The following is a 17,777-nucleotide window of genomic DNA, read 5'->3' as shown; positions in this document are numbered from 1 at the left end:
GTCGTAGGCGACGGCCTCGACCGCCTACGACTACGTCGACGGCCAGCTCGAGGGTGACCCTCGCCGGGTGGCGCGTTCGCTGCACCCCGATCTTGCCAAGCGCGCGGTTGAGACGAATCCCGACGAGGTCTTCGCCCTTCGGCGGATGTCCAAGGAGGAACTCGTCGAACTGACCCGCCAGGGTGCGCTGAAGACCCCGAAGGACCAGTGGAGCCGTTCGGTGCGGGTGCTGGACATCGCGGGCGACGTCGCGGTCGCCCGGGTCGAGACGCCCTGGTTCACCGACTACTTCCACCTCGGGCGCTTCGGCGACCGCTGGGTGATCGTGAACGCCATGTGGCAGCCGAAGGCTCGCGCAGCAGGCGCCTAGGACAGGGCGTTGCGGCAGGCGCCCGCCATCGCGAGGGGGCCCAGCGCCACGGCCGCGGCGGCGTAGGCGCCCAGCAGCGCAACTCCGCCCTGCCACGGGAGGCCTGAGGTAAAGGCGTCCAAGGCCCCGCCGCCGAAGATCACCGGCGGCACGAACAGCGGCAGCACGATCACGGCGGTGAGCAGGCCGCCGCGCCGAGCCCCCAGGCTCAGCGCCGCGCCGATGCCGCCCATGAAGGCGAAGGCGAGCCCGCCCAGCAGGGCGCAGGCGAAAACCAGCGGGGCCAGCGCGGGGGCCGCGCCCAGCGCGATGGCCGCCACCGGCGCGGCGAGCGCCAGCGGCGCGCCCGTCGCCAGCCACTGACCCAGGCACTTGATGGCGCAGACCAGCGCCAGCGGGATGGGAGCCAGGGTCAGGAGGTCCAGGGCGCCGTCCTCGTAGTCGCGCTCGAACAGACGGTCGAGCGACAACAGGGCGGCGAGCGCCAGCGCGACCCAGGCCGCGCCAGGCGCGATGGCCGCCAGCCGTTCCGGCTCTGGCCCGATCGCCAGCGGCACCAGCGTTGCGACCCCGGCGTAAAAGCCCACCGCCACCAGCGGCCCGCCGCCGCGGCCCCAGGCGAGGGTCGTCTCGCGGACGAGAAGCGCGCCGAGCCGGTTCATGCGGCGAGGTCCAGTGACTTGGCCGCGATCGGCAGCGGATCGTGCACGGCGGCCAGGATCATGCCGCCGCCGGCCAGATGGCTGGCCATGATCTCGCCCATCCGGCCGCGCCACTCGGCGTCCAGGGGGCTCAGCGGCTCGTCCAGCAGCCAAAGGGGGCGAGGCGCGGCGACGAGCCGGGAGAGCGCCAGGCGCCGGCGCTGGCCAGCGGACAGGCGGCGGACCTCCAGGTCCAGCAGGCGCAGGAGGTCGAAGGCGCGGGCCGCCTCGTCCGCGGCGGCCTGGCTGCCGCCCGACCAGAGGCTCCAGAACGCCAGCTCCTCGCGCACCGTGCGCGCCGGCTTCAGCCCGTCCTGGTGACCGACGAAGTGGAGGTCTTGGGCACGGGCCTCCGACGGCTCGGCCGCGCCGAACGCGATCTCGCCGGCCCCCAGGCGCACGAGCCCGGCGACGGCTCGCAGCAGGCTGGTCTTGCCCGAGCCGTTCGGCCCGGTCAGCGCGCAGGCCTGGCCGGCCGCCAGATCGAGGGAGAGGTCCTCGAACAGCACGCGCCCGCCGCGCTGCACGGAGGCCCCGGAAATCCGCAGCTCGGCGATCAACTCGCGCCGCCCCCGTAGGCGGAAAGCAACGCGCATGGACGCACGCGATGGGCGGGGCTATGAAGCGGCCGGCCGCTGCAGCCCGAGGGGGCCAACGCCGCGCGGGGACGAACGCTGTGTGTCCGTCCCTTCAGAGCGCGCGATCCCTGGGGTGGTCGTAGGGCGGCCGGGAACAGAGAAAGGATCTCCCCTCATGGCGTCGATCGACAGCCTGAAAACCCGCCGCGAATTGACGGTGGGCGACAAGACCTATGCTTACTACAGCCTTCGCGCCGCCGAGGAAGCGGGACTTTCAGGGGTTTCGCGCCTGCCGATCTCGATGAAGGTCCTGCTCGAGAACCTGCTGCGGAACGAGGACGGTCAGTCGGTCAGCGTCGAGGACCTGAAGGCGGTCGCCGCCTGGCTCGAGAACAAGGGCGCCGTCGAGCACGAGATCAGCTTCCGCCCTGCGCGTGTGCTGATGCAGGACTTCACGGGCGTGCCGGCGGTCGTCGATCTGGCGGCCATGCGCGACGCCATGACGGCGCTGGGCGGCAACCCCGAGAAGATCAATCCGCTGAACCCGGTGGACCTGGTCATCGACCACTCGGTGATGGTGGACTACTTCGGCACGTCGAAGGCCTTCGGCGCCAACGTCGAGCGCGAATACGAGCGCAACATGGAGCGCTACCGGTTCCTGCGCTGGGGCTCGTCTGCCTTCAACAACTTCCGTGTCGTGCCGCCCGGCACCGGCATCTGCCACCAGGTCAACCTCGAGTACCTCGCCCAGACCGTCTGGACGAACTCGGACGAAGGCCAGGAAGTGGCCTATCCCGACACCGTCGTCGGCACCGACAGCCACACGACCATGGTCAACGGCCTGGCCGTGCTGGGCTGGGGCGTGGGCGGCATCGAGGCCGAGGCGGCCATGCTGGGCCAGCCGATCCCGATGCTGATCCCCGAGGTCATCGGCTTCCGTCTCGACGGCGCCCTGCCGGAAGGCGCGACCGCCACCGACCTGGTGCTGACCGTCACCCAGATGCTCCGCAAGAAGGGCGTGGTCGGCAAGTTCGTCGAATTCTACGGCCCCGGGCTCGCGAACCTGACACTGGAAGACCAGGCCACGATCGCCAACATGGCGCCCGAGTACGGCGCCACGTGCGGCTTCTTCCCGGTGACCCAGGCGACCCTGGACTACCTGACCGCCACCGGCCGCGATCCGGCCCGTGTGGCGCTGGTCGAGGCCTACGCCAAGGAACAGGGGATCTGGCGCGACCCGGCCGATCCCGACCCGGTGTTCACCGACACCCTAGAGCTGGACCTGGCCAGCGTGGCGGCCTCGTTGGCCGGGCCCAAGCGCCCGCAGGATCGGGTGCTGCTGACCGACGCGGCCGCCGAGTTCCGCAACGCCCTGGCGAACGACTTCGGCAAGGCCGACGGCTACGGCGAACGCGCCAAGGTCGAGGGCGAGAACTTCGACGTGGGCAACGGGGACGTGGTGATCGCCGCGATCACCTCGTGCACCAACACCTCGAACCCCAGCGTGCTGATCGCCGCCGGCCTCGTCGCCAAGAAGGCGGTCGAGAAGGGCCTGCAGGTGAAGCCGTGGGTGAAGACCTCGCTGGCGCCCGGCTCGCAGGTGGTGACCGACTACCTAAAGGCCGCCAAGCTGGACAAGGCGCTGGACGCGCTCGGCTTCAACCTCGTGGGCTACGGCTGCACGACCTGCATCGGCAACTCGGGCCCGCTGCCCGAGCCCATCTCGGACGCCATCCAGAAGAACGACCTGGTGGCGGTGTCGGTGCTCTCGGGCAACCGCAACTTCGAAGGTCGGGTGAACCCCGACGTGCGCGCCAACTACCTGGCCTCGCCGCCGCTGGTCGTCGCCTACGCGCTAGCGGGCTCGATGCTGATCGACCTGGCCAACGAACCCCTCGGGGAAGGCAAGGACGGCAAGCCGGTCTATCTCAAGGACATCTGGCCGACCTCGGCCGAGATCGCCGCCCTGCAGCGCAAGCACGTGACGAACAAGATGTTCGCCACGCGCTACGCCGACGTCTTCAAGGGCGACAAGAGCTGGCAAGGCATCAAGGTCGCCGGCGGCCAGACCTACACCTGGGACGTGGGCTCGACCTACGTGCAGAACCCGCCCTACTTCCAGGGCATGAGCATGGAGCCAGCGCCGGTCACCGACATCGTCGAGGCGCGCGTGCTGGGCGTGTTCGGAGACTCGATCACGACCGACCACATCTCGCCGGCCGGCTCGATCAAGGCGAGCTCGCCGGCCGGCGTCTATCTCCGTGAGCGCCAGGTGCCGCAGTCCGAGTTCAACTCGTACGGCGCGCGCCGCGGCAACCACGAAGTGATGATGCGCGGGACCTTCGCCAACATTCGCATCCGGAACCGCATCACGCCCGACATTGAAGGCGGCGTCACCAAGCACTTCCCCTCGGGCGAGGTCATGTCGATCTACGACGCGGCCATGCGCTACCAGGGCGAGGGCCGCCCGCTGGTGGTGTTCGCGGGCAAGGAATACGGCACCGGCTCGTCGCGCGACTGGGCGGCCAAGGGCACCAAGCTGCTGGGCGTCCGGGCGGTGATCGCCGAGAGCTTCGAGCGGATCCACCGCTCGAACCTGGTCGGGATGGGCGTGCTGCCGCTGCAGTTCCTGCAGGAAGGCTGGCACAAGCTGAACCTGACCGGCGAGGAGATCGTCACGATCCGCGGCCTGACCGAGCTCGCCCCGCGCAAGCAGCTGATCGTCGAGATGTACCGCCCGAGCGACGGCCGCATCGCCCGCTTCCCGGTGCGCTGCCGCATCGATACGCCGACCGAGCTCGAGTACTTCAAGCAGGGCGGCGTGCTGAACTATGTGCTGCGGAGCCTGGCGAAGCCCACGGCCTAAGCGACGGATTGGGGCAGGCGGCTTGACGTGCGTCGAACCGCCTGCCGATCCTCACGCCATCTTGACCACCTCAGGCGCAGGAACTGCGGCTAAACACCAACCGATGCGGAAAGCGGCGCTTCTCAGCCTGATCCTGATCGCGGCCGCCGGCTCCGCGATGGCCAAGCCGCCTGTCCTGGTGGAGCTCTACACGGCGCAGGGCTGCGCCTCGTGCGCGGAGGCCAACGCCCACGTCGGCAAGCTGGCCGAGCGTCCGGGCGTGCTGGCCCTGACCTTCCCGGTGGACTACTGGGACTACCTCGGCTGGACCGACACCTTCGCCAAGCCCGAGTTCACCGAGCGGCAGAAGGCCTATGTCACCCGGCTGAAGCTGCGCGAACCCTACACGCCGCAGGTGGTGGTCGACGGTCGCCATGAGGCGCCGGGCCTGAAGACGGCCGAGGTGGACCGCCTGGTGCGCGCCGCCGTCGGCGCCCCCCGCAACGCCCCCGACATGAAGTTCATCGGGCCGCGCCGGGTGGACGTGGGCTCGGGCCGCGTGCCGACGGGCGGCGCCGAGGTCTGGCTGATCCGCTACGACCCGCGCGAGCTGGAGGTGGCCGTGAAGGCCGGCGACAACCGCGGCGAGACCGTGGTGCAGAAGAACGTGGTGCGCGAGATCAAGCGCCTGGGCGTCTGGCGGGGGCGGCCGCAGGCCTATCGCATGACGGCGGCGGCCGAAGAGGGTCTCAAGACGGTGGTCGTCGTCCAGGCCGCCAAGGGCGGTCGCGTCCTCGGGGTCGCGCAACAAGGCGGCTGAAGGCCAGCTCTCCGAAAAACGTAAGCCCGCGCGGCTGGAGAGAGACCGCACGGGCTTTCGCTTGGAGAGGGGATGTAAGCGTCGGTTGGCCAGGCCACGATCCAGGGGGGCTGGGGGGGCTGTTCAGGATCCGGGACCGCAGGTCCGACCAACCGACGAGACGAATATCGAAACCGCATCCGACCTTCGCGGGACCGAAATAAGGTGATTTCGCGGCGGGCGCGGCCAGGCTTGCCCGGGTGGCCCGCGCGCTTATTTCGGGTGGCCGATCCCCCGATTTTGCGTCAGGCTCCTCCTTCGATGGCCTTCGATCCGAGCTACGCGGCCCCGCGCCAGGCCGGCGTCTTCTTCGAGCGGCGCGAGCTGGAGCGCCTGCTCAGGCTCTACGGGCGCATGGTCGCCGCCGGCGAATGGCGCGACTACGGCATGGACAGCCTGCCCGACGCCGCCGTCTTCTCGGTCTTCCGCCGCACGGCCGAGGCGCCGCTCTACCGCATCGAGAAGCGCCCCAGCCTCGCCAAGCGGCAGGGCGCCTGGGCGATCGTCGGCGAAGGCGGCCACATCCTGCGCCGCGGGCACGAGCTGGACCAAGTGCTGCGCTTCTTCGAGAAGGGCCGCTTCAAGGTCGTCGACTGACGGGGCTCAGCCTTTTTGCGCGGGCGATCGCTCGGCGCTGATCTGGTGGGATCGGTGGGCGAGGAGCTCCAGCGCGCGTCGAAAAACCGAGCGCCGGCCTGGATCTGGCGGCCAAAGAAAAGGCCCCGGCGATCTCTCGCCGAGGCCTTCCATCGTGCCGTCTGCTGCGGACTAGCGGCGGTCGCCGAAGAGCGCCAGCAGGAACTGGAACATGTTGATGAAGTCCAGGTAGAGGCTGAGCGCGCCGTAGCTGGTCGCCACGCCCATCGCAGCCTGGTTCCCGCCGACCTCGTAGTAGGTCATCTTCAGGCGCTGGGTGTCGTAGGCCGTCAGGCCCGCGAAGATGAACACCCCCAGGACGCTGATGATGAACTGCATCATCGAGTTCTGCAGGAAGATGTTGACGATGCCGGCGATCAGCAGGCCCCACACGCCCATGATCAGGAAGCTGCCGAAGCCGGTCAGGTCCTTCTTGGTCGTGTAGCCGAAGAGGCTAAGGGCGCCGAACGCGGTCGCCGTGATCAGGAACGTCGAGGCGATCGACGCGCCGGTGTAGCGCAGAGCCAGGACGCCCAGCGAGGCGCCGATCAGGCTGACGACGGTCCAGTAGACGATGCTGGCCGAGCGCGGGCTCTGGTTGCGGATGGCGAAGCCGGAGAACAGCAGGACCGCCAGCGGCGCGAAAGCCACCACCATGCCCAGGACGCTGTAGCCGACCCGGCCGTTGGCCACGACGAACATCGCGTCGCGAACAGGCGGAAACGAGCTGGTGACCCAGGCCAGTGCGGCCGAGAGCACGAGGCCCAGCGCCATCTTGTTGTAGACGCCGAGCATGAAGCTGCGAAGTCCCGCGTCCACCGACATGTCGGCGCGATCCGCCGGGATCGTGCGCGCGTAGCCGCGGTTGAAGTCGCTCATGAGAGGCTTAGCCCTTTTGTTCGCGTCCCCATCGGACGCAGACTGAAATATCGTGTTCGTTACGCCTGTAAGCAAGGCTCTTCCGACATGTCGGGTTCCATTTTCGGTCGGACTGTCGCACGCCCTTGGACCGCCGCAAACGCAGGCTAAATCCTGAACATGGCTAACGATTTCACGAGGCGCGCGACGCTGGCGGGCGGACTGGCGGCGATCGCGGGCTCGGCCGCGGCGCAGCAGGGACCGCCTGTGGTGGCGATCCTGGGCGACTCGATCACGGCCGGCTACGGCCTGCCGCGGCCCCAGGCGCTGCCGGCGCAGCTTGAGGCCGAGCTCGCCCGCATGGGCCGGGTGGCGCGCGTGCGGCCCGCGGGCGTGAACGGCGATACGACGGCCGGCGGCCTGCGCCGGGTGGACCGCGCCGTGCCCGCCGGGACGAAGGTCTGCGTCGTGGCCTTGGGCGGCAACGACCTCCTGTTGGGGGCCGACCCGAAGGCCGTCGAGGCGAATCTGGACGGCATCATCCGGCGGCTGAAGGCGCGCGGCGTCAGCGTCGTGCTGGCCGGCGTGCAGGTGCCGGTGATCTTGGCCGGAGCCTGGGGACGCAACTTCAACGGCGCGTTCTCGAGCGTCGCCCGCCGGCACGGGGTCGCCTTCGTGCCCGACATGCTGGCCGGGGTGGCTCTGAACCCGAAGCTCAACCAGAACGACGGGATCCATCCGAACGCCGCGGGCGTGGGCGTGATCGCGCGGCGGCTGGCCCCCTCCGTGGCCAGGGCGCTGGCGGCGCGCTAAACCGGGGCATGATCCGCCTCTTCGCGGCGCTGAGCCTGCCGCCCGAGATCGTCAAGGGACTGGTGCGCCGCCAGACCGGCGTCGACAACGCCCGCTGGCGTCCGCCCGAGAGCCTCCACGTCACCCTGCGCTTCTTCGGCGAGGTGCGTGAGGACGTTGCGCGTGATCTGGACGCCGAGCTGGCGGGCGTGGACGTTCCGCCGTTCGAGATGGTGCTGGAAGGCGCCGGCTCCTTCGGCGACGGCCGCGACCTGCATGCGATCTGGGCGGGCGTGGCCGAGAACCCTGAGCTGCGCCGCCTGGCGGACGCCTGCGAGACCGCCGCCCGGCGGGCCGGCCTCAAGCCTGAGAAGCGGCGTTACAAACCACACGTCACCTTGGCCTATCTCAAGCAGGCCGATCCGGCCGAGGTCGCCGGCTGGATCCAGGGCCACAACCTGCTGAAGAGCCCGCCGATCGCCGTGGACAGCTTCGGTCTCTATTCCAGCACGCTCGGCGGCGAAGGCGCGCACTACCGCCTGGAGGCGGAGTACCCGCTGGCCTAGGCCTCCACCGCGTGGTCCTTAAGGACGCCCAGCGGCACGATCGCGAGCGTCTCCTCGTGCGTGCTCTCGAGCACCACCTTGGGCGCGGCGCCGGCGTCGAGCGCCTCTTTCCAGCGGGGAGCGCAGAGGCACCAGCGGTCGCCGGGCTCCAACCCCGGAAAGCCCAGGTCCGGCCGGGGCGTCGAGAGGTCGTTGCCGACCCTGCGCGAGAACGCCAGGAACTCGGCCGTCATCACCGCGCAGACCGTGTGCATGCCGACGTCGTGCGGCCCGGTCTCGCAGCAGCCATTGCGGAAGAAGCCCGTCACGGGATCGAACGAGCAGGGTTGCAGTTCCGAGCCCAGGACGTTGCGGGCGCCGGCGTCGTAGCGGAGCGGGCGGATGGCCATGGCGCCATCCTAAACAGGAACTCGCGCGTTTACAGGCTCCGGAGGCCGGGCAGGCCGTGGAAATCCATAGCCAAGCTTGGCGCTGCAAGGGAAAATGACGCGATGAGAGCGAGGACGGCAGGAATCGGGATGCTCTTGGTCGCGGCCGCCGCCGCGACGGCTCAGGCTCAGCCTGCGCCCGACGGGCCTGTCGAAGCGCCTACCCCCGCGCCGGTCGTCGAGCAGGTGGACCCCACCGAGGCGATCCCGCTGGTCGCGCCCGCGCCGCCGCTAGCTGGCCCGGCCTATGAGTCGCGGATCCGCGCGTCGCTCGTCGCGACCCAGACCTTCCAGGGACCGCTGGACGGCGGCTGGCGGCTCGCCGGCCCCTCGGGACCTCTCTACGACTTGCAGCTGGTCGATCGGAACACCGGCGCCGTCGAAGGCGCCTGGCGGGACCTGCGCCGGCCCGGCGCGCTGACCGGTTCTGGGTTGCTGGACGCCGTCGAGCGCGACGGGGCGGCCCTGCGGCTGACCTTCGATGGCGGCAAGACCGCGGTGCTGACGCCCCGCGCGGACGGCGCCTGGACCGGCCAGCTCGAGGGGCAGGCCGTCACCCTAGCGCGGCGCGCGCCGTAAGCAGCGCCGTGGCCAGTTCGGCGGGGCGGTAGCGCCGGGCCTCGCCCGAGCCCCACACCGGACCCGGCCAAGCCGCATCGTCGGACCTGCGGCCCACCACATGGACGTGGAGCTGGGGCGTGACGTTGCCCAGCTGGCCGACGTTCAGCTTCTCGACCGGGCGGGCGGCTTCGTGGCCGATGCGGCGGACCGCCTGGCCGGCGGCCACCACCTCGTCCACCAGCCGGACGCGGTCCTCCGCCGACAGGTCTTCGACCTCGCGCAAACCGGCGATGCGGGGGATCAGCACGATCCACGGGAAGCGGGCGTCGTCCTGCAGGCGGGCGTGGCAGAGGCCAAGGTCCGTCAGCGGCTCCGACGTGGCCTCGAAGGCAGGGTCGATCCGGAACATGGGTCACCGCCTGCGGCATTGCAGCAAGCCCGTCAATTGGTTAGGGACCCGGCCACATCATCCCAGCTTATCCAAGGAGCAGCCTCATGGCCTCGAAGCCGCCCATCCGCGTCGCCGTCACCGGAGCCGCCGGCAACATCGGCTACGCCCTGCTGTTCCGCATCGCCTCGGGCGAGATGCTGGGCAAGGACCAGCCGGTCATCCTGCAGCTGCTCGAGATCCCCGCCGAGGGTCCGCAAAAGGCGCTGAAGGGCGTGGCGATGGAGCTGGAAGACTGCGCCTTCCCGCTGCTGCAGGACATGATCCTGACCGACGACCCGAAGGTGGCCTTCAAGGACGCGAACTGGAACCTGCTGGTGGGTTCGAAGCCCCGCGGTCCGGGCATGGAGCGCGCCGACCTCCTGAAGGACAACGGCAAGATCTTCATCGCCCAGGGCCGGGCGATAGACGAGGTGGCCGCCGACGACGCGCGCGTCGCCGTCGTGGGCAACCCCTGCAACACCAACTGCATGATCGCCGCCAGCCAGGCCAAGCGCCTGACTCCGGATCGCTTCACCGCCATGGTGCGCCTGGACGAGAACCGCGGCCGCGCCCAGCTGGCCAAGAAGGCCGGCGTGTCGATCAACGACGTCAGCGAGCTGTTCATCTACGGCAACCACAGCCCGACGATGTTCGCCGACTTCACCCACGCCAAGATCGGCGGCAAGGCGGCCGCCGAGGTCATCAACGACCGCGCCTGGCTCGAGAACGAGTACCTGCCCACCGTCGGCAAGCGCGGCGCGGCGATCATTGAGGCCCGCGGCCAGAGCTCGGCGGCCTCGGCGGCCAACGCCCTGATCGATCACGTCCGCGACCTGGTCACTCCGGGCGCGATCCACTCCGTGGCCGTGGCCTCGGAAGGGCGCTACGGCTTCGCCGACGGCGTCTGGGCCGGCATGCCGGTGAAGACCACCGCGCCGGGCGCCTACGAGGTCGTGACCAGCTACGAGATGGACGACTTCGCCAAGTCGAAGATCAAGATCACCAACGACGAGCTCGTCGGCGAGCGCGACACGGTGAAGGAAATGCTGGGCTAGGCGCTCAGCAAGCCGGTTGGCGAAGGGCCCCTCGACAGATCGAGGGGCCCTTTTTCTTTGGCTAGCCCGCCAGGTCGTTCAGCTCGGCGATCCGCTGACGGTAGATGCTCTCGACGGCGGCGGGCGAGCGGCGGGCGGCGTCCTCGCGGATGGCCAGCCAGTCGTCCTGCTCGGCGCGGAGCTCGCGATAGGGGATGCCCGAGGAGACGGCCCGATCGAACGCGCGGTCCAGGCGGCGGTCGAGCTGGGCCAGGACAGGGTCGGCGCAGATCATCCGCTCGGCTCGCGTTCCCGCGTAGCGGCAGTTGAAGCTGGGCCGGGCCGCCGGCGGCGGCGTGACGGCCGCCACTCGCGGGGGCGGCGGCGCAGCCTCGCGCGGCGGGGCCGGCGCAGCCTCGCGCGTTGGGACCGGCGCAGCGTCGCGGACGCGGGCGGTGCGCGTCTCCACCGGTTCCGGTCGGGTTGGCACAACGGTGGGCGAGCGCGGCTGCACGGCGCGGGCGAGTTCCGGCGGCAGCACCTCGAGCTTGCCGGCGGGCGGCGGCGCTGACGGGGTCGACGCCGGCGCCACCTCGATCGGTACGGACGCCGCCGTGGGCGCGGTCGCCGGGGTCACCGGCTGCATCGGCTCACGGGTGCGGGCCTCCTCGCCCAGATCCGGCTTGGCCAGCAGCCCGAACACCAGCCCAAGGCCCACGGCTGCGCCGAGACCGCCCAGCAACATGCCGCGCGACACGCGTCGTCTCGGCCTGGACGGCAGCTCATATTCGTGAGGCTCGAACCGCCGCGGCTCAGGCCTTTCGATGCGAAGCCCTGTGTCGTGAAGCGGCGCGCCTGTGCCGGAAAAGCCGTTGTAGGTGCCGGGCCAGCGGTCCGTCGTCATACGCAGTCTCGCACGCTCTGCGTCCCTCGAAGGGCCGAAAGCGCGCGAGCGGCGCAGACGTTGCAAATGCGAAGGTCGTTCGGGGATCAATAATCCCGGGCGTCGCGCGCCAGATCGTTCAGCTCGGCGATGCGCGCCTCATAGACGTCCTCGACCGCCCAGGAGCCGTCGCGCGCGGCGGCCGCCCGGGCTTGGCGCAGGCGCTCCTGCTGGCGGCGAAGCGCCGAGGCGGGCACGCCCGCAGCCTCGGCGTCGCGCAGCGCCCGCTGCAGCTGGCGGTCGCGCTGGTTCAGGCGCGGGTCCGCGCAGACCAGGGCCTCCCCCGGATCGGCCGAGGCGCAGGCATCATTGCGGGCGACGCGCATCGGACCTTCGCCGCGGGGCGTGACCTTCTTCTTCGGCGCCGAGGCCTTCTCGACCTGCGGCTTGGCCTTCGCCTTGACCACTTTTTCGGCCTTGGCCTTGGCGTGTTTGGCCTCGCGCGCCTCGGCGAGCTGAACGTCGCGCTTCTTCTTGCGGTCAGCCGCGGCCGTAGCGGTGTTCTTCAGCTTCTTGGGCGCGGCCTTCACCGCCTTGACCAGCTTGGTCAGCTTCGCGGGTTTCTCAGCCTTGGTTTCGCTCTTGGCCCTCTTCGCCGGCGGGTCGGCCTTGGCGAGCTTGACTGCGCGTTCCTTCTTGGCCTCGGCCGGCTTGGCCTTCTTCTTCGGCGTCTCGGCCTTGGCCAGGCGCTTGGCGGTCTCTTTCGCCTTCTTGGGCGCGGCCCTGGCCGCTTTCTCTTCGGGCTTTTTCTTCTCGACCTTGGCGACGGTAGGCCTGGCCTTCGGCGATTCCACCTTCGCTTCCCCGCGGGGTTCGGGCTTGGGCTCGGGACGCACGATCGGAATCACGGCGGGCACAGCGGCGACGGGCGCCGCCGCCACCGGGGTGTCCACCTTCATCAGGCCGGCGGGCGGGCCCTTGGGCGCCATCGGCTCGGCCGGCAGGGGCTGCGGTTCGGCCGGCGAGAGGCCCGGCGTGTCTGCCGGCATCACCTCCAGCGGCTGGCCGATCGGCGCGGGGCTGTCGTCCAGCACGATCTGCAGGCGTCGGTCGGAGAGCTTGGCTTCCGCCTCGGGCTTGGGCGGGACCGGCGCGTCGCCGCGTTCGGTCGATGAGGGCCGCGCCCACAGGCCCAGTCCGACGCCCAGCGCGCAAGCGCCCACGACGCCGGCGACGATGAAGCGCCCGCCGCCGCGTCGCGGAGCGGTCTGGCCCTCGATGTCGAACTGGTCGTGCGCCATTGGCGAACCCTCGTGGTACGGGTCCCTCGACGCGCAAAGCAGAAGGCGGCAAACCGGCGCGGCTGAAGCCACGCTTGCGACGCCCCCAAACCCCGAACTCTCTCCCGAAACCAGATAAAGGCCCAAAAAGGTGGAGATTCCAATACCGACGCTTGAGACAGAACGCCTCATTCTAAGGGCGCCCAGGCCCGAGGACTTCGAGCCTTGGGCGGCGTTCGCCAGCGATGAGGAGGCGGCGCGCTATATCGGCGGAGTCCAGCCCCGCATCGGCGCCTGGCGCGTGATGGCGACCATGGCGGGCGCCTGGCTGGTGCGCGGCTTTTCGATGTTCTCGGTCGTCGAGAAGGGGTCGGGCCAATGGGTCGGCCGCGTCGGTCCATGGCAGCCGGAGGGCTGGCCCGGGACCGAGGTGGGCTGGGGCATCGCCCGGGAGCACTGGGGGAAGGGCTACGCCACCGAGGCGGCCGAGGCCTCGATCGACTGGGCGATCGACCACCTGGGCTGGACCGAGGTGATCCACACCATCGAGGCGGCCAATGTGAACTCGCAGAAGGTGGCCGAGCGCCTGGGCTCGCGCATCCTGCGCCAGGCGGTGCTCCCGCCGCCGATGAATGTCGCCGTCGACGTCTGGGGCCAGACCCGAGAGGAATGGCTGGCCCGGCGTAAGCGCTAGATCCAGCCGCGGGCGCGCAGCTCCCCGGCGTAGGTGCGGCTGACCGGGACCTGGACGCCGTCCTTGAGCGTCAGCGTCGCCCGGCCGTCGCCGCGCCTGGCGTCGACGATGGCGTCACGGGCCACCCACCATGACCGATGCACCTGCAGGCCCTCGATCCCCTCGAGCTCGGCCACGGCGTCGGCGAGCCGCATCAGGATCAGGTCCTGGCCCTTGGACGTGTGCAGGCGCAGGTAGTGGTCCTCGGCCTCGACCGCCCACACCTCAGCGCCGCGCAGCTTGAGCGGCAACCGCTCCAGGAACTTTGGCGGCGCAGGCGTCCCCGCCTGCGGCCCGTGGGCCGCCCGGCTCTGGAACCAGGCCACGACCATGCAGAAGAAGAGCGACGTCACGAACGAGACGCCGATGAAGCCCGGGATGGCCGTCACCGGCGGGTCGCCCTGCGGCGGGGCCGCCAGCCTCACGCCGCACCAGACCACGAGGCCCATAGGGGCGAACATCAAGGCCGCGCCCGCCAAGCCTACCCGCCACCAGGCGCCGCGCACCCACGCGGACCGCTCGACCACGGCGAAGGCTGCCGCGCCCATCAGCGAGGCTGTCCAGGCGATCCCGACCATGAGCAGGGTGCGGGTTGCGAACGGCAGGTGGCCGGAGTCGAAAGCCGCGATGAAGCTAAGGAACCCGCCGATTACCAGCGCCACGATCAAGGTGTGCCGCAACATGAGGCCCAGCCGGGTCGCCGTCCGCGAAGCGTGAACGGCGCCCGACGGTCGTTCGCGTAGCCCCGCCGTCATCCGACGCATCCGCCCTCGCGTGCTCAAGGCCACGCCGCCATCACCCCGGTCGAACCCGCGGCGCGCACCCGCAGCGCCGCCCCAGACCGGAGATAGAGCATGTCGCAAGTTTCGGAAAATGCCGCTCGCCGCCGCATGGGCTTCCTTGGCTGGTTCGCCGTGTCCATGGCGGCGGTCGCACTCGTGCTGGCGCTCGCAATGGGACCTTACCTCGGCGCGCTTTTGCGGCTGGCGGCGGAGTCGCGCCCGCACGCGCCGGACCTCTCCCTGCTCGCGGGGCTGTCGACCCCGATCAAGATCCACCTGGCGACGGCGCTGGCCGCCCTTGCACTCGGAGGCGTGCTGATGGTCGTCCGCAAGGGCCGGTCCTTCCATCGGGTCGCCGGCTGGGTATGGGTCTCGCTGGTGTCGATCACGGCGGGCGCCACGCTCTTCATCACCAACCTCACGCCCGGCAGTTGGTCCTTCATCCATCTCTTCACCGGCTGGACCCTGATCGCCCTGCCGGTGGGCGTGCTGGCGGCCAGGCGTCACAAGGTGGCGCACCATCGCCGGACGATGATGGGCCTCTTCTACGGCGCCTTCGCCATCAACTTCTTCATCGCCTTCATTCCGGGCAGGACCATGTGGCAGATGTTCTTCGGATAATCGGTCTGCTCTCCCTGCGTGAGCGGCGTGGCGGAGAACGCGATTCGATGGGGCTCACGCGGTTGTCATCGCGGGATGCGGCGCCTATAAGCCCCGTCACTCGCCACGGTGACCCACTGGGGGCGAGCCTCCGCCAAAGCGCTCCCAAGGCCTCATGAACATCCACGAACACCAAGCCAAAGCCGTCCTCGCAGAGTTCGGCGTGGCGGTTCCGCGCGGGTATCCCGCGTTTTCGGTCGAAGACGCCGTGCAGGCTGCCGAGAAGCTGGGCGGCCCGGTCTTTGTGGTGAAGTCCCAGATCCACGCCGGCGGGCGCGGCAAGGGCCGGTTCGAGGGCCTCGGCCCCGACGCCAAGGGCGGGGTGCGGGTGGTCAAGTCGGTCGACGAGGTCCGCGCCAACGCCGAGGAGATGCTCGGTCGCGTGCTGGTGACCCATCAGACGGGTCCTGCGGGCAAGCAGGTGAACCGCCTCTACATCGAGGAAGGCGCCCAGATCGCCAAGGAATTCTACCTGTCGCTGCTGGTGGACCGCGAAACGAGCCGCGTCTCGGTCGTGGCTTCGACCGAAGGCGGCATGGACATCGAGGAAGTGGCCCACGCCACGCCCGAGAAGATCGTCACCTTCTCCATCGACCCGGCCACCGGCGTCTTCCCGCATCACACGCGCGCGCTCGCCAAGGCTCTGGGCCTGACCGGCGGCCTGGCCAAGGAAGCGGCGACCCTGCTGACCCAGCTCTACACGGCGTTCCTGGCCAAGGACATGTCGATGCTGGAGATCAACCCGCTGATCGTCACCGGCGACGACCACTTGCGCGTCCTCGACGCCAAGGTCAGCTTCGACTCGAACGCGCTGTTCCGCCACAAGGACATCGTCGAGCTGCGCGACGAGAGCGAGGAGGACCCGAAGGAGATCGAGGCCTCCAAGTACGACCTCAGCTACATCGCCCTGGACGGTGAGATCGGCTGCATGGTCAACGGCGCCGGCCTGGCCATGGCCACCATGGACATCATCAAGCTCTACGGCGCCGAGCCCGCCAACTTCCTCGACGTGGGCGGCGGCGCCAGCAAGGAGAAGGTGACGGCGGCCTTCAAGATCATCACCGCGGACCCGAACGTGAAGGGCATCCTGGTGAACATCTTCGGCGGTATCATGCGCTGCGACATCATCGCCGAGGGCGTGGTCGCCGCGGTGAAGGACGTGGGCCTGAAGGTGCCGCTGGTCGTGCGCCTGGAAGGCACCAACGTCGAGCTGGGCAAGAAGATCATCAACGAGAGCGGCCTGAACGTGATCGCCGCCAACGATCTGTCCGACGGGGCCGAGAAGATCGTGAAGGCCGTGCGGGGCGCTGCGTGAAGCTTCTCGCCGCCCTGGCTACGGCAAGCGCCCTGGCGGCAGGTCAGGCGCAGGCCGGGCCCTTGTTCGATTCCTTCCGTGCGAACTGCGTAGCCACGCAGGCGAAGCTCGAGGCGGTCCAGGCTCAGGCGAAGACGGGCGGCTGGATGCCGATGCCCCAAGCGCTGCTCGACCAGGCGTCGCGCCAGTTCAAGCCGAAGGCTGCCGAGGGCTGGATCAAGACCGACCCGCAGGCGATGAACATGCTGCTGTGGGCAAAGGCGGAAGTCCCAGGCGCGGCGCAGATCGGCGATATGCGCTTCTGCGCGGTCGCCTCGATGCCCCCGGACGGAGCCGCCGCCAGTGAGATGAAGGCGTGGGCCGCGGTGCCGGAGCGCAAGGACTTCGGCGGCTCGGACGCTACAGCCTACGTCTTCGTGGCCGACCCTGCGGGCCACAAGCCGCTGCCAGAGAAGGTGAGCGATCGGGCTGCGAAGGACTTCTTCGCCAACCCCCTCGCAACGCTCGCCATGACCCAAACGAGCCCCCAGATGACGATGCTGGGCGTGTTCATGCCCGACAAGTGAGCTCCTGCTGATGTCGATTCTGATCAACAAAGACACCCGCGTCATCTGCCAGGGCATCACCGGCAGCCAGGGCACCTTCCACACCGAACAGGCCATCGCCTACGGCACCAAGATGGTCGGCGGCGTGACGCCGGGCAAAGGCGGCCAGACGCACATCGGCCTGCCCGTGTTCGACACCGTCGCGGAAGCGGTGAAGGAAACCGGCGCCGAGGCTTCGGTGATCTATGTGCCGCCGCCGTTCGCCGCCGATTCCATCCTGGAAGCGATCGACGCCGAGATCCCGCTGATCGTCTGCATCACCGAGGGCATCCCGGTGACCGACATGATCAAGGTGAAGCGCTCGCTGTCGGGCTCGAAGTCGCGCCTGATCGGGCCGAACTGCCCGGGCGTGCTGACGCCCGGCGAGTGCAAGATCGGCATCATGCCGGGCAACATCTTCAAGCGCGGCTCGGTGGGCGTTGTTTCGCGCTCCGGCACGCTTACCTATGAGGCCGTGTTCCAGACCTCGCAGGTGGGCCTCGGCCAGACGACGGCCGTCGGCATCGGCGGCGACCCCGTCAAGGGCACCGAGTTCATCGACGTGCTGGACATGTTCCTGAAGGACCCCGAGACCGAGTCGATCATCATGATCGGCGAAATCGGCGGCTCCGCCGAGGAAGAAGCGGCCGAGTTCATCAAGAATTCAGCCATCAAGAAGCCTATGGTCGGCTTCATCGCGGGCCGTACGGCGCCTCCGGGCCGCCGCATGGGCCACGCGGGCGCGATCATCTCGGGCGGCAAGGGCGGCGCCGAAGACAAGATCGCTGCGATGGAGGCTGCGGGCATCCGCGTGTCGCCGTCGCCGGCGAAGCTTGGCGAAACCCTGGTCGAGGTGCTCAAGGGCGCCTGAGTTACACAGTT

The 17,777-nt window shown here is 69.7% G+C and carries 20 protein-coding genes and 1 pseudogene; 13 read left to right on the top strand and 8 right to left on the bottom strand.

The window, feature by feature from the left end:
• Nucleotides 1-22: 22 nt before the first annotated feature.
• Nucleotides 23-370, top strand: a pseudogene (locus RIF93_RS03625) (nuclear transport factor 2 family protein); the annotation flags it as partial.
• Here the strand turns inward: RIF93_RS03625 and ccmB are convergent.
• Together ccmB and ccmA are read right to left on the bottom strand one after the other, a co-directional pair.
• On the bottom strand, nt 367-1,032 hold the full coding sequence (gene ccmB, locus RIF93_RS03620) for a heme exporter protein CcmB (protein ID WP_309088539.1): 666 nt from the start codon (nt 1,030-1,032) through the stop codon (nt 367-369). The pseudogene RIF93_RS03625 and the gene ccmB sit on opposite strands and share 4 nt — an antisense overlap.
• A complete protein-coding gene (gene ccmA / locus RIF93_RS03615; RefSeq protein WP_309088543.1) occupies nt 1,029-1,631 on the bottom strand; it encodes a heme ABC exporter ATP-binding protein CcmA in 603 nt (200 codons plus the stop codon). Before ccmA ends, ccmB begins: the two co-directional genes overlap by 4 nt.
• A 193-nt stretch (nt 1,632-1,824) precedes the next feature.
• Here ccmA and acnA point away from each other — a divergent pair, with 193 nt between their 5' ends.
• From acnA to RIF93_RS03600, 3 genes are all read left to right on the top strand, one after another.
• On the top strand, nt 1,825-4,515 hold the full coding sequence (acnA, locus tag RIF93_RS03610) for an aconitate hydratase AcnA (RefSeq protein ID WP_309088537.1): 2,691 nt from the start codon (nt 1,825-1,827) through the stop codon (nt 4,513-4,515).
• A 103-nt stretch (nt 4,516-4,618) separates the two neighbouring features.
• Nucleotides 4,619-5,314, top strand: a complete 696-nt coding sequence (locus RIF93_RS03605; protein ID WP_309088535.1) for a DUF1223 domain-containing protein — start codon at nt 4,619-4,621, stop codon at nt 5,312-5,314.
• Nucleotides 5,315-5,614: 300 nt separating this feature from the next.
• Nucleotides 5,615-5,950 carry a DUF2794 domain-containing protein gene (locus tag RIF93_RS03600; protein ID WP_309088533.1) on the top strand — a complete coding sequence of 112 codons (336 nt, stop codon included), beginning with the start codon at nt 5,615-5,617 and terminating at the stop codon, nt 5,948-5,950.
• Nucleotides 5,951-6,121: 171 nt separating this feature from the next.
• Here RIF93_RS03600 and RIF93_RS03595 read toward each other — a convergent pair whose 3' ends face one another.
• Nucleotides 6,122-6,868 carry a Bax inhibitor-1/YccA family protein gene (locus RIF93_RS03595; RefSeq protein ID WP_309088531.1) on the bottom strand — a complete coding sequence of 249 codons (747 nt, stop codon included), beginning with the start codon at nt 6,866-6,868 and terminating at the stop codon, nt 6,122-6,124.
• 159 nt (nt 6,869-7,027) lie between these two features.
• Here RIF93_RS03595 and RIF93_RS03590 point away from each other — a divergent pair, with 159 nt between their 5' ends.
• Together RIF93_RS03590 and thpR are read left to right on the top strand one after the other, a co-directional pair.
• Nucleotides 7,028-7,660: an arylesterase gene (locus RIF93_RS03590; protein WP_309088529.1), complete on the top strand. Its 633-nt coding sequence runs from the start codon at nt 7,028-7,030 to the stop codon at nt 7,658-7,660.
• Between the two features lie 8 nt (nt 7,661-7,668).
• Nucleotides 7,669-8,205: an RNA 2',3'-cyclic phosphodiesterase gene (gene thpR, locus RIF93_RS03585; RefSeq protein WP_309088527.1), complete on the top strand. Its 537-nt coding sequence runs from the start codon at nt 7,669-7,671 to the stop codon at nt 8,203-8,205.
• Here thpR and RIF93_RS03580 read toward each other — a convergent pair.
• A complete protein-coding gene (locus tag RIF93_RS03580; RefSeq protein WP_309088541.1) occupies nt 8,202-8,588 on the bottom strand; it encodes a DUF2237 domain-containing protein in 387 nt (128 codons plus the stop codon). The two genes, thpR and RIF93_RS03580, sit on opposite strands and share 4 nt — an antisense overlap.
• Before the next feature lie 135 nt (nt 8,589-8,723).
• On the opposite strand from RIF93_RS03580, the gene RIF93_RS03575 reads away from it, so the two are divergent.
• Nucleotides 8,724-9,212, top strand: a complete 489-nt coding sequence (locus tag RIF93_RS03575) for a hypothetical protein (RefSeq protein WP_309088525.1) — start codon at nt 8,724-8,726, stop codon at nt 9,210-9,212.
• On the opposite strand, the gene RIF93_RS03570 is transcribed toward RIF93_RS03575, so the two are convergent.
• Nucleotides 9,187-9,603 (bottom strand): HIT domain-containing protein, encoded by a 417-nt coding sequence (locus tag RIF93_RS03570; RefSeq protein WP_309088523.1) that lies wholly within the window; start codon nt 9,601-9,603, stop codon nt 9,187-9,189. The two genes, RIF93_RS03575 and RIF93_RS03570, sit on opposite strands and share 26 nt — an antisense overlap.
• Before the next feature lie 86 nt (nt 9,604-9,689).
• Between RIF93_RS03570 and RIF93_RS03565 the strand changes: the two genes are divergently transcribed.
• A complete protein-coding gene (locus tag RIF93_RS03565) occupies nt 9,690-10,679 on the top strand; it encodes a malate dehydrogenase (RefSeq protein WP_309088521.1) in 990 nt (329 codons plus the stop codon).
• Between the two features lie 61 nt (nt 10,680-10,740).
• Here RIF93_RS03565 and RIF93_RS03560 read toward each other — a convergent pair whose 3' ends face one another.
• On the bottom strand, nt 10,741-11,415 hold the full coding sequence (locus RIF93_RS03560; RefSeq protein ID WP_309088519.1) for a lysozyme inhibitor LprI family protein: 675 nt from the start codon (nt 11,413-11,415) through the stop codon (nt 10,741-10,743).
• A gap of 233 nt (nt 11,416-11,648) precedes the next feature.
• On the bottom strand, nt 11,649-12,842 hold the full coding sequence (locus RIF93_RS03555) for a hypothetical protein (protein WP_309088517.1): 1,194 nt from the start codon (nt 12,840-12,842) through the stop codon (nt 11,649-11,651).
• Between the two features lie 130 nt (nt 12,843-12,972).
• Between RIF93_RS03555 and RIF93_RS03550 the strand changes: the two genes are divergently transcribed.
• Nucleotides 12,973-13,515, top strand: coding sequence for a GNAT family N-acetyltransferase (locus RIF93_RS03550; RefSeq protein ID WP_309088515.1), 543 nt, complete (start codon nt 12,973-12,975; stop codon nt 13,513-13,515).
• On the opposite strand, the gene RIF93_RS03545 is transcribed toward RIF93_RS03550, so the two are convergent.
• Nucleotides 13,512-14,237, bottom strand: coding sequence for a LytTR family DNA-binding domain-containing protein (locus RIF93_RS03545; RefSeq protein ID WP_309088513.1), 726 nt, complete (start codon nt 14,235-14,237; stop codon nt 13,512-13,514). The genes RIF93_RS03550 and RIF93_RS03545 overlap by 4 nt on opposite strands.
• Before the next feature lie 171 nt (nt 14,238-14,408).
• On the opposite strand from RIF93_RS03545, the gene RIF93_RS03540 reads away from it, so the two are divergent.
• From RIF93_RS03540 to sucD, 4 genes are all read left to right on the top strand, one after another.
• On the top strand, nt 14,409-14,957 hold the full coding sequence (locus RIF93_RS03540) for a DUF2306 domain-containing protein (protein WP_309088511.1): 549 nt from the start codon (nt 14,409-14,411) through the stop codon (nt 14,955-14,957).
• Nucleotides 14,958-15,111: 154 nt separating this feature from the next.
• Nucleotides 15,112-16,311 carry an ADP-forming succinate--CoA ligase subunit beta gene (gene sucC / locus RIF93_RS03535; RefSeq protein WP_309088509.1) on the top strand — a complete coding sequence of 400 codons (1,200 nt, stop codon included), beginning with the start codon at nt 15,112-15,114 and terminating at the stop codon, nt 16,309-16,311.
• The gene (locus RIF93_RS03530; RefSeq protein ID WP_309088507.1) at nt 16,308-16,877 is read left to right on the top strand and encodes a hypothetical protein; all 570 of its coding nucleotides are present in this window, start codon (nt 16,308-16,310) and stop codon (nt 16,875-16,877) included. The genes sucC and RIF93_RS03530 overlap by 4 nt, the downstream gene beginning before the upstream one ends.
• 10 nt (nt 16,878-16,887) lie before the next feature.
• Entirely contained in the window at nt 16,888-17,766 is an 879-nt protein-coding gene (gene sucD / locus RIF93_RS03525; protein ID WP_309088505.1) for a succinate--CoA ligase subunit alpha, read from the top strand.
• The last annotated feature ends 11 nt before the right edge of the window (nt 17,767-17,777 follow it).

This window comes from Phenylobacterium sp., from assembly GCF_031181185.1.
Taxonomy (GTDB): Bacteria; Pseudomonadota; Alphaproteobacteria; order Caulobacterales; family Caulobacteraceae; genus Phenylobacterium.
Note: the sequence above shows the minus strand (reverse complement) of the source record. Positions and strands in the feature narration are given on the sequence as shown.

What these genes read in the sequence shown, in the direction of transcription:
- ccmB (WP_309088539.1), bottom strand. Translation starts at nt 1,032, where the DNA reads ATGAACCGGCTCGGCGCGCTTCTCGTCCGCGAGACGACCCTCGCCTGG.
- acnA (WP_309088537.1), top strand. Translation starts at nt 1,825, where the DNA reads ATGGCGTCGATCGACAGCCTGAAAACCCGCCGCGAATTGACGGTGGGC.
- RIF93_RS03605 (WP_309088535.1), top strand. Translation starts at nt 4,619, where the DNA reads ATGCGGAAAGCGGCGCTTCTCAGCCTGATCCTGATCGCGGCCGCCGGC.
- RIF93_RS03600 (WP_309088533.1), top strand. Translation starts at nt 5,615, where the DNA reads ATGGCCTTCGATCCGAGCTACGCGGCCCCGCGCCAGGCCGGCGTCTTC.
- RIF93_RS03595 (WP_309088531.1), bottom strand. Translation starts at nt 6,868, where the DNA reads ATGAGCGACTTCAACCGCGGCTACGCGCGCACGATCCCGGCGGATCGC.
- RIF93_RS03590 (WP_309088529.1), top strand. Translation starts at nt 7,028, where the DNA reads ATGGCTAACGATTTCACGAGGCGCGCGACGCTGGCGGGCGGACTGGCG.
- thpR (WP_309088527.1), top strand. Translation starts at nt 7,669, where the DNA reads ATGATCCGCCTCTTCGCGGCGCTGAGCCTGCCGCCCGAGATCGTCAAG.
- RIF93_RS03575 (WP_309088525.1), top strand. Translation starts at nt 8,724, where the DNA reads ATGCTCTTGGTCGCGGCCGCCGCCGCGACGGCTCAGGCTCAGCCTGCG.
- RIF93_RS03570 (WP_309088523.1), bottom strand. Translation starts at nt 9,603, where the DNA reads ATGTTCCGGATCGACCCTGCCTTCGAGGCCACGTCGGAGCCGCTGACG.
- RIF93_RS03565 (WP_309088521.1), top strand. Translation starts at nt 9,690, where the DNA reads ATGGCCTCGAAGCCGCCCATCCGCGTCGCCGTCACCGGAGCCGCCGGC.
- RIF93_RS03555 (WP_309088517.1), bottom strand. Translation starts at nt 12,842, where the DNA reads ATGGCGCACGACCAGTTCGACATCGAGGGCCAGACCGCTCCGCGACGC.
- RIF93_RS03545 (WP_309088513.1), bottom strand. Translation starts at nt 14,237, where the DNA reads ATGTTGCGGCACACCTTGATCGTGGCGCTGGTAATCGGCGGGTTCCTT.
- RIF93_RS03540 (WP_309088511.1), top strand. Translation starts at nt 14,409, where the DNA reads ATGTCGCAAGTTTCGGAAAATGCCGCTCGCCGCCGCATGGGCTTCCTT.
- sucC (WP_309088509.1), top strand. Translation starts at nt 15,112, where the DNA reads ATGAACATCCACGAACACCAAGCCAAAGCCGTCCTCGCAGAGTTCGGC.
- sucD (WP_309088505.1), top strand. Translation starts at nt 16,888, where the DNA reads ATGTCGATTCTGATCAACAAAGACACCCGCGTCATCTGCCAGGGCATC.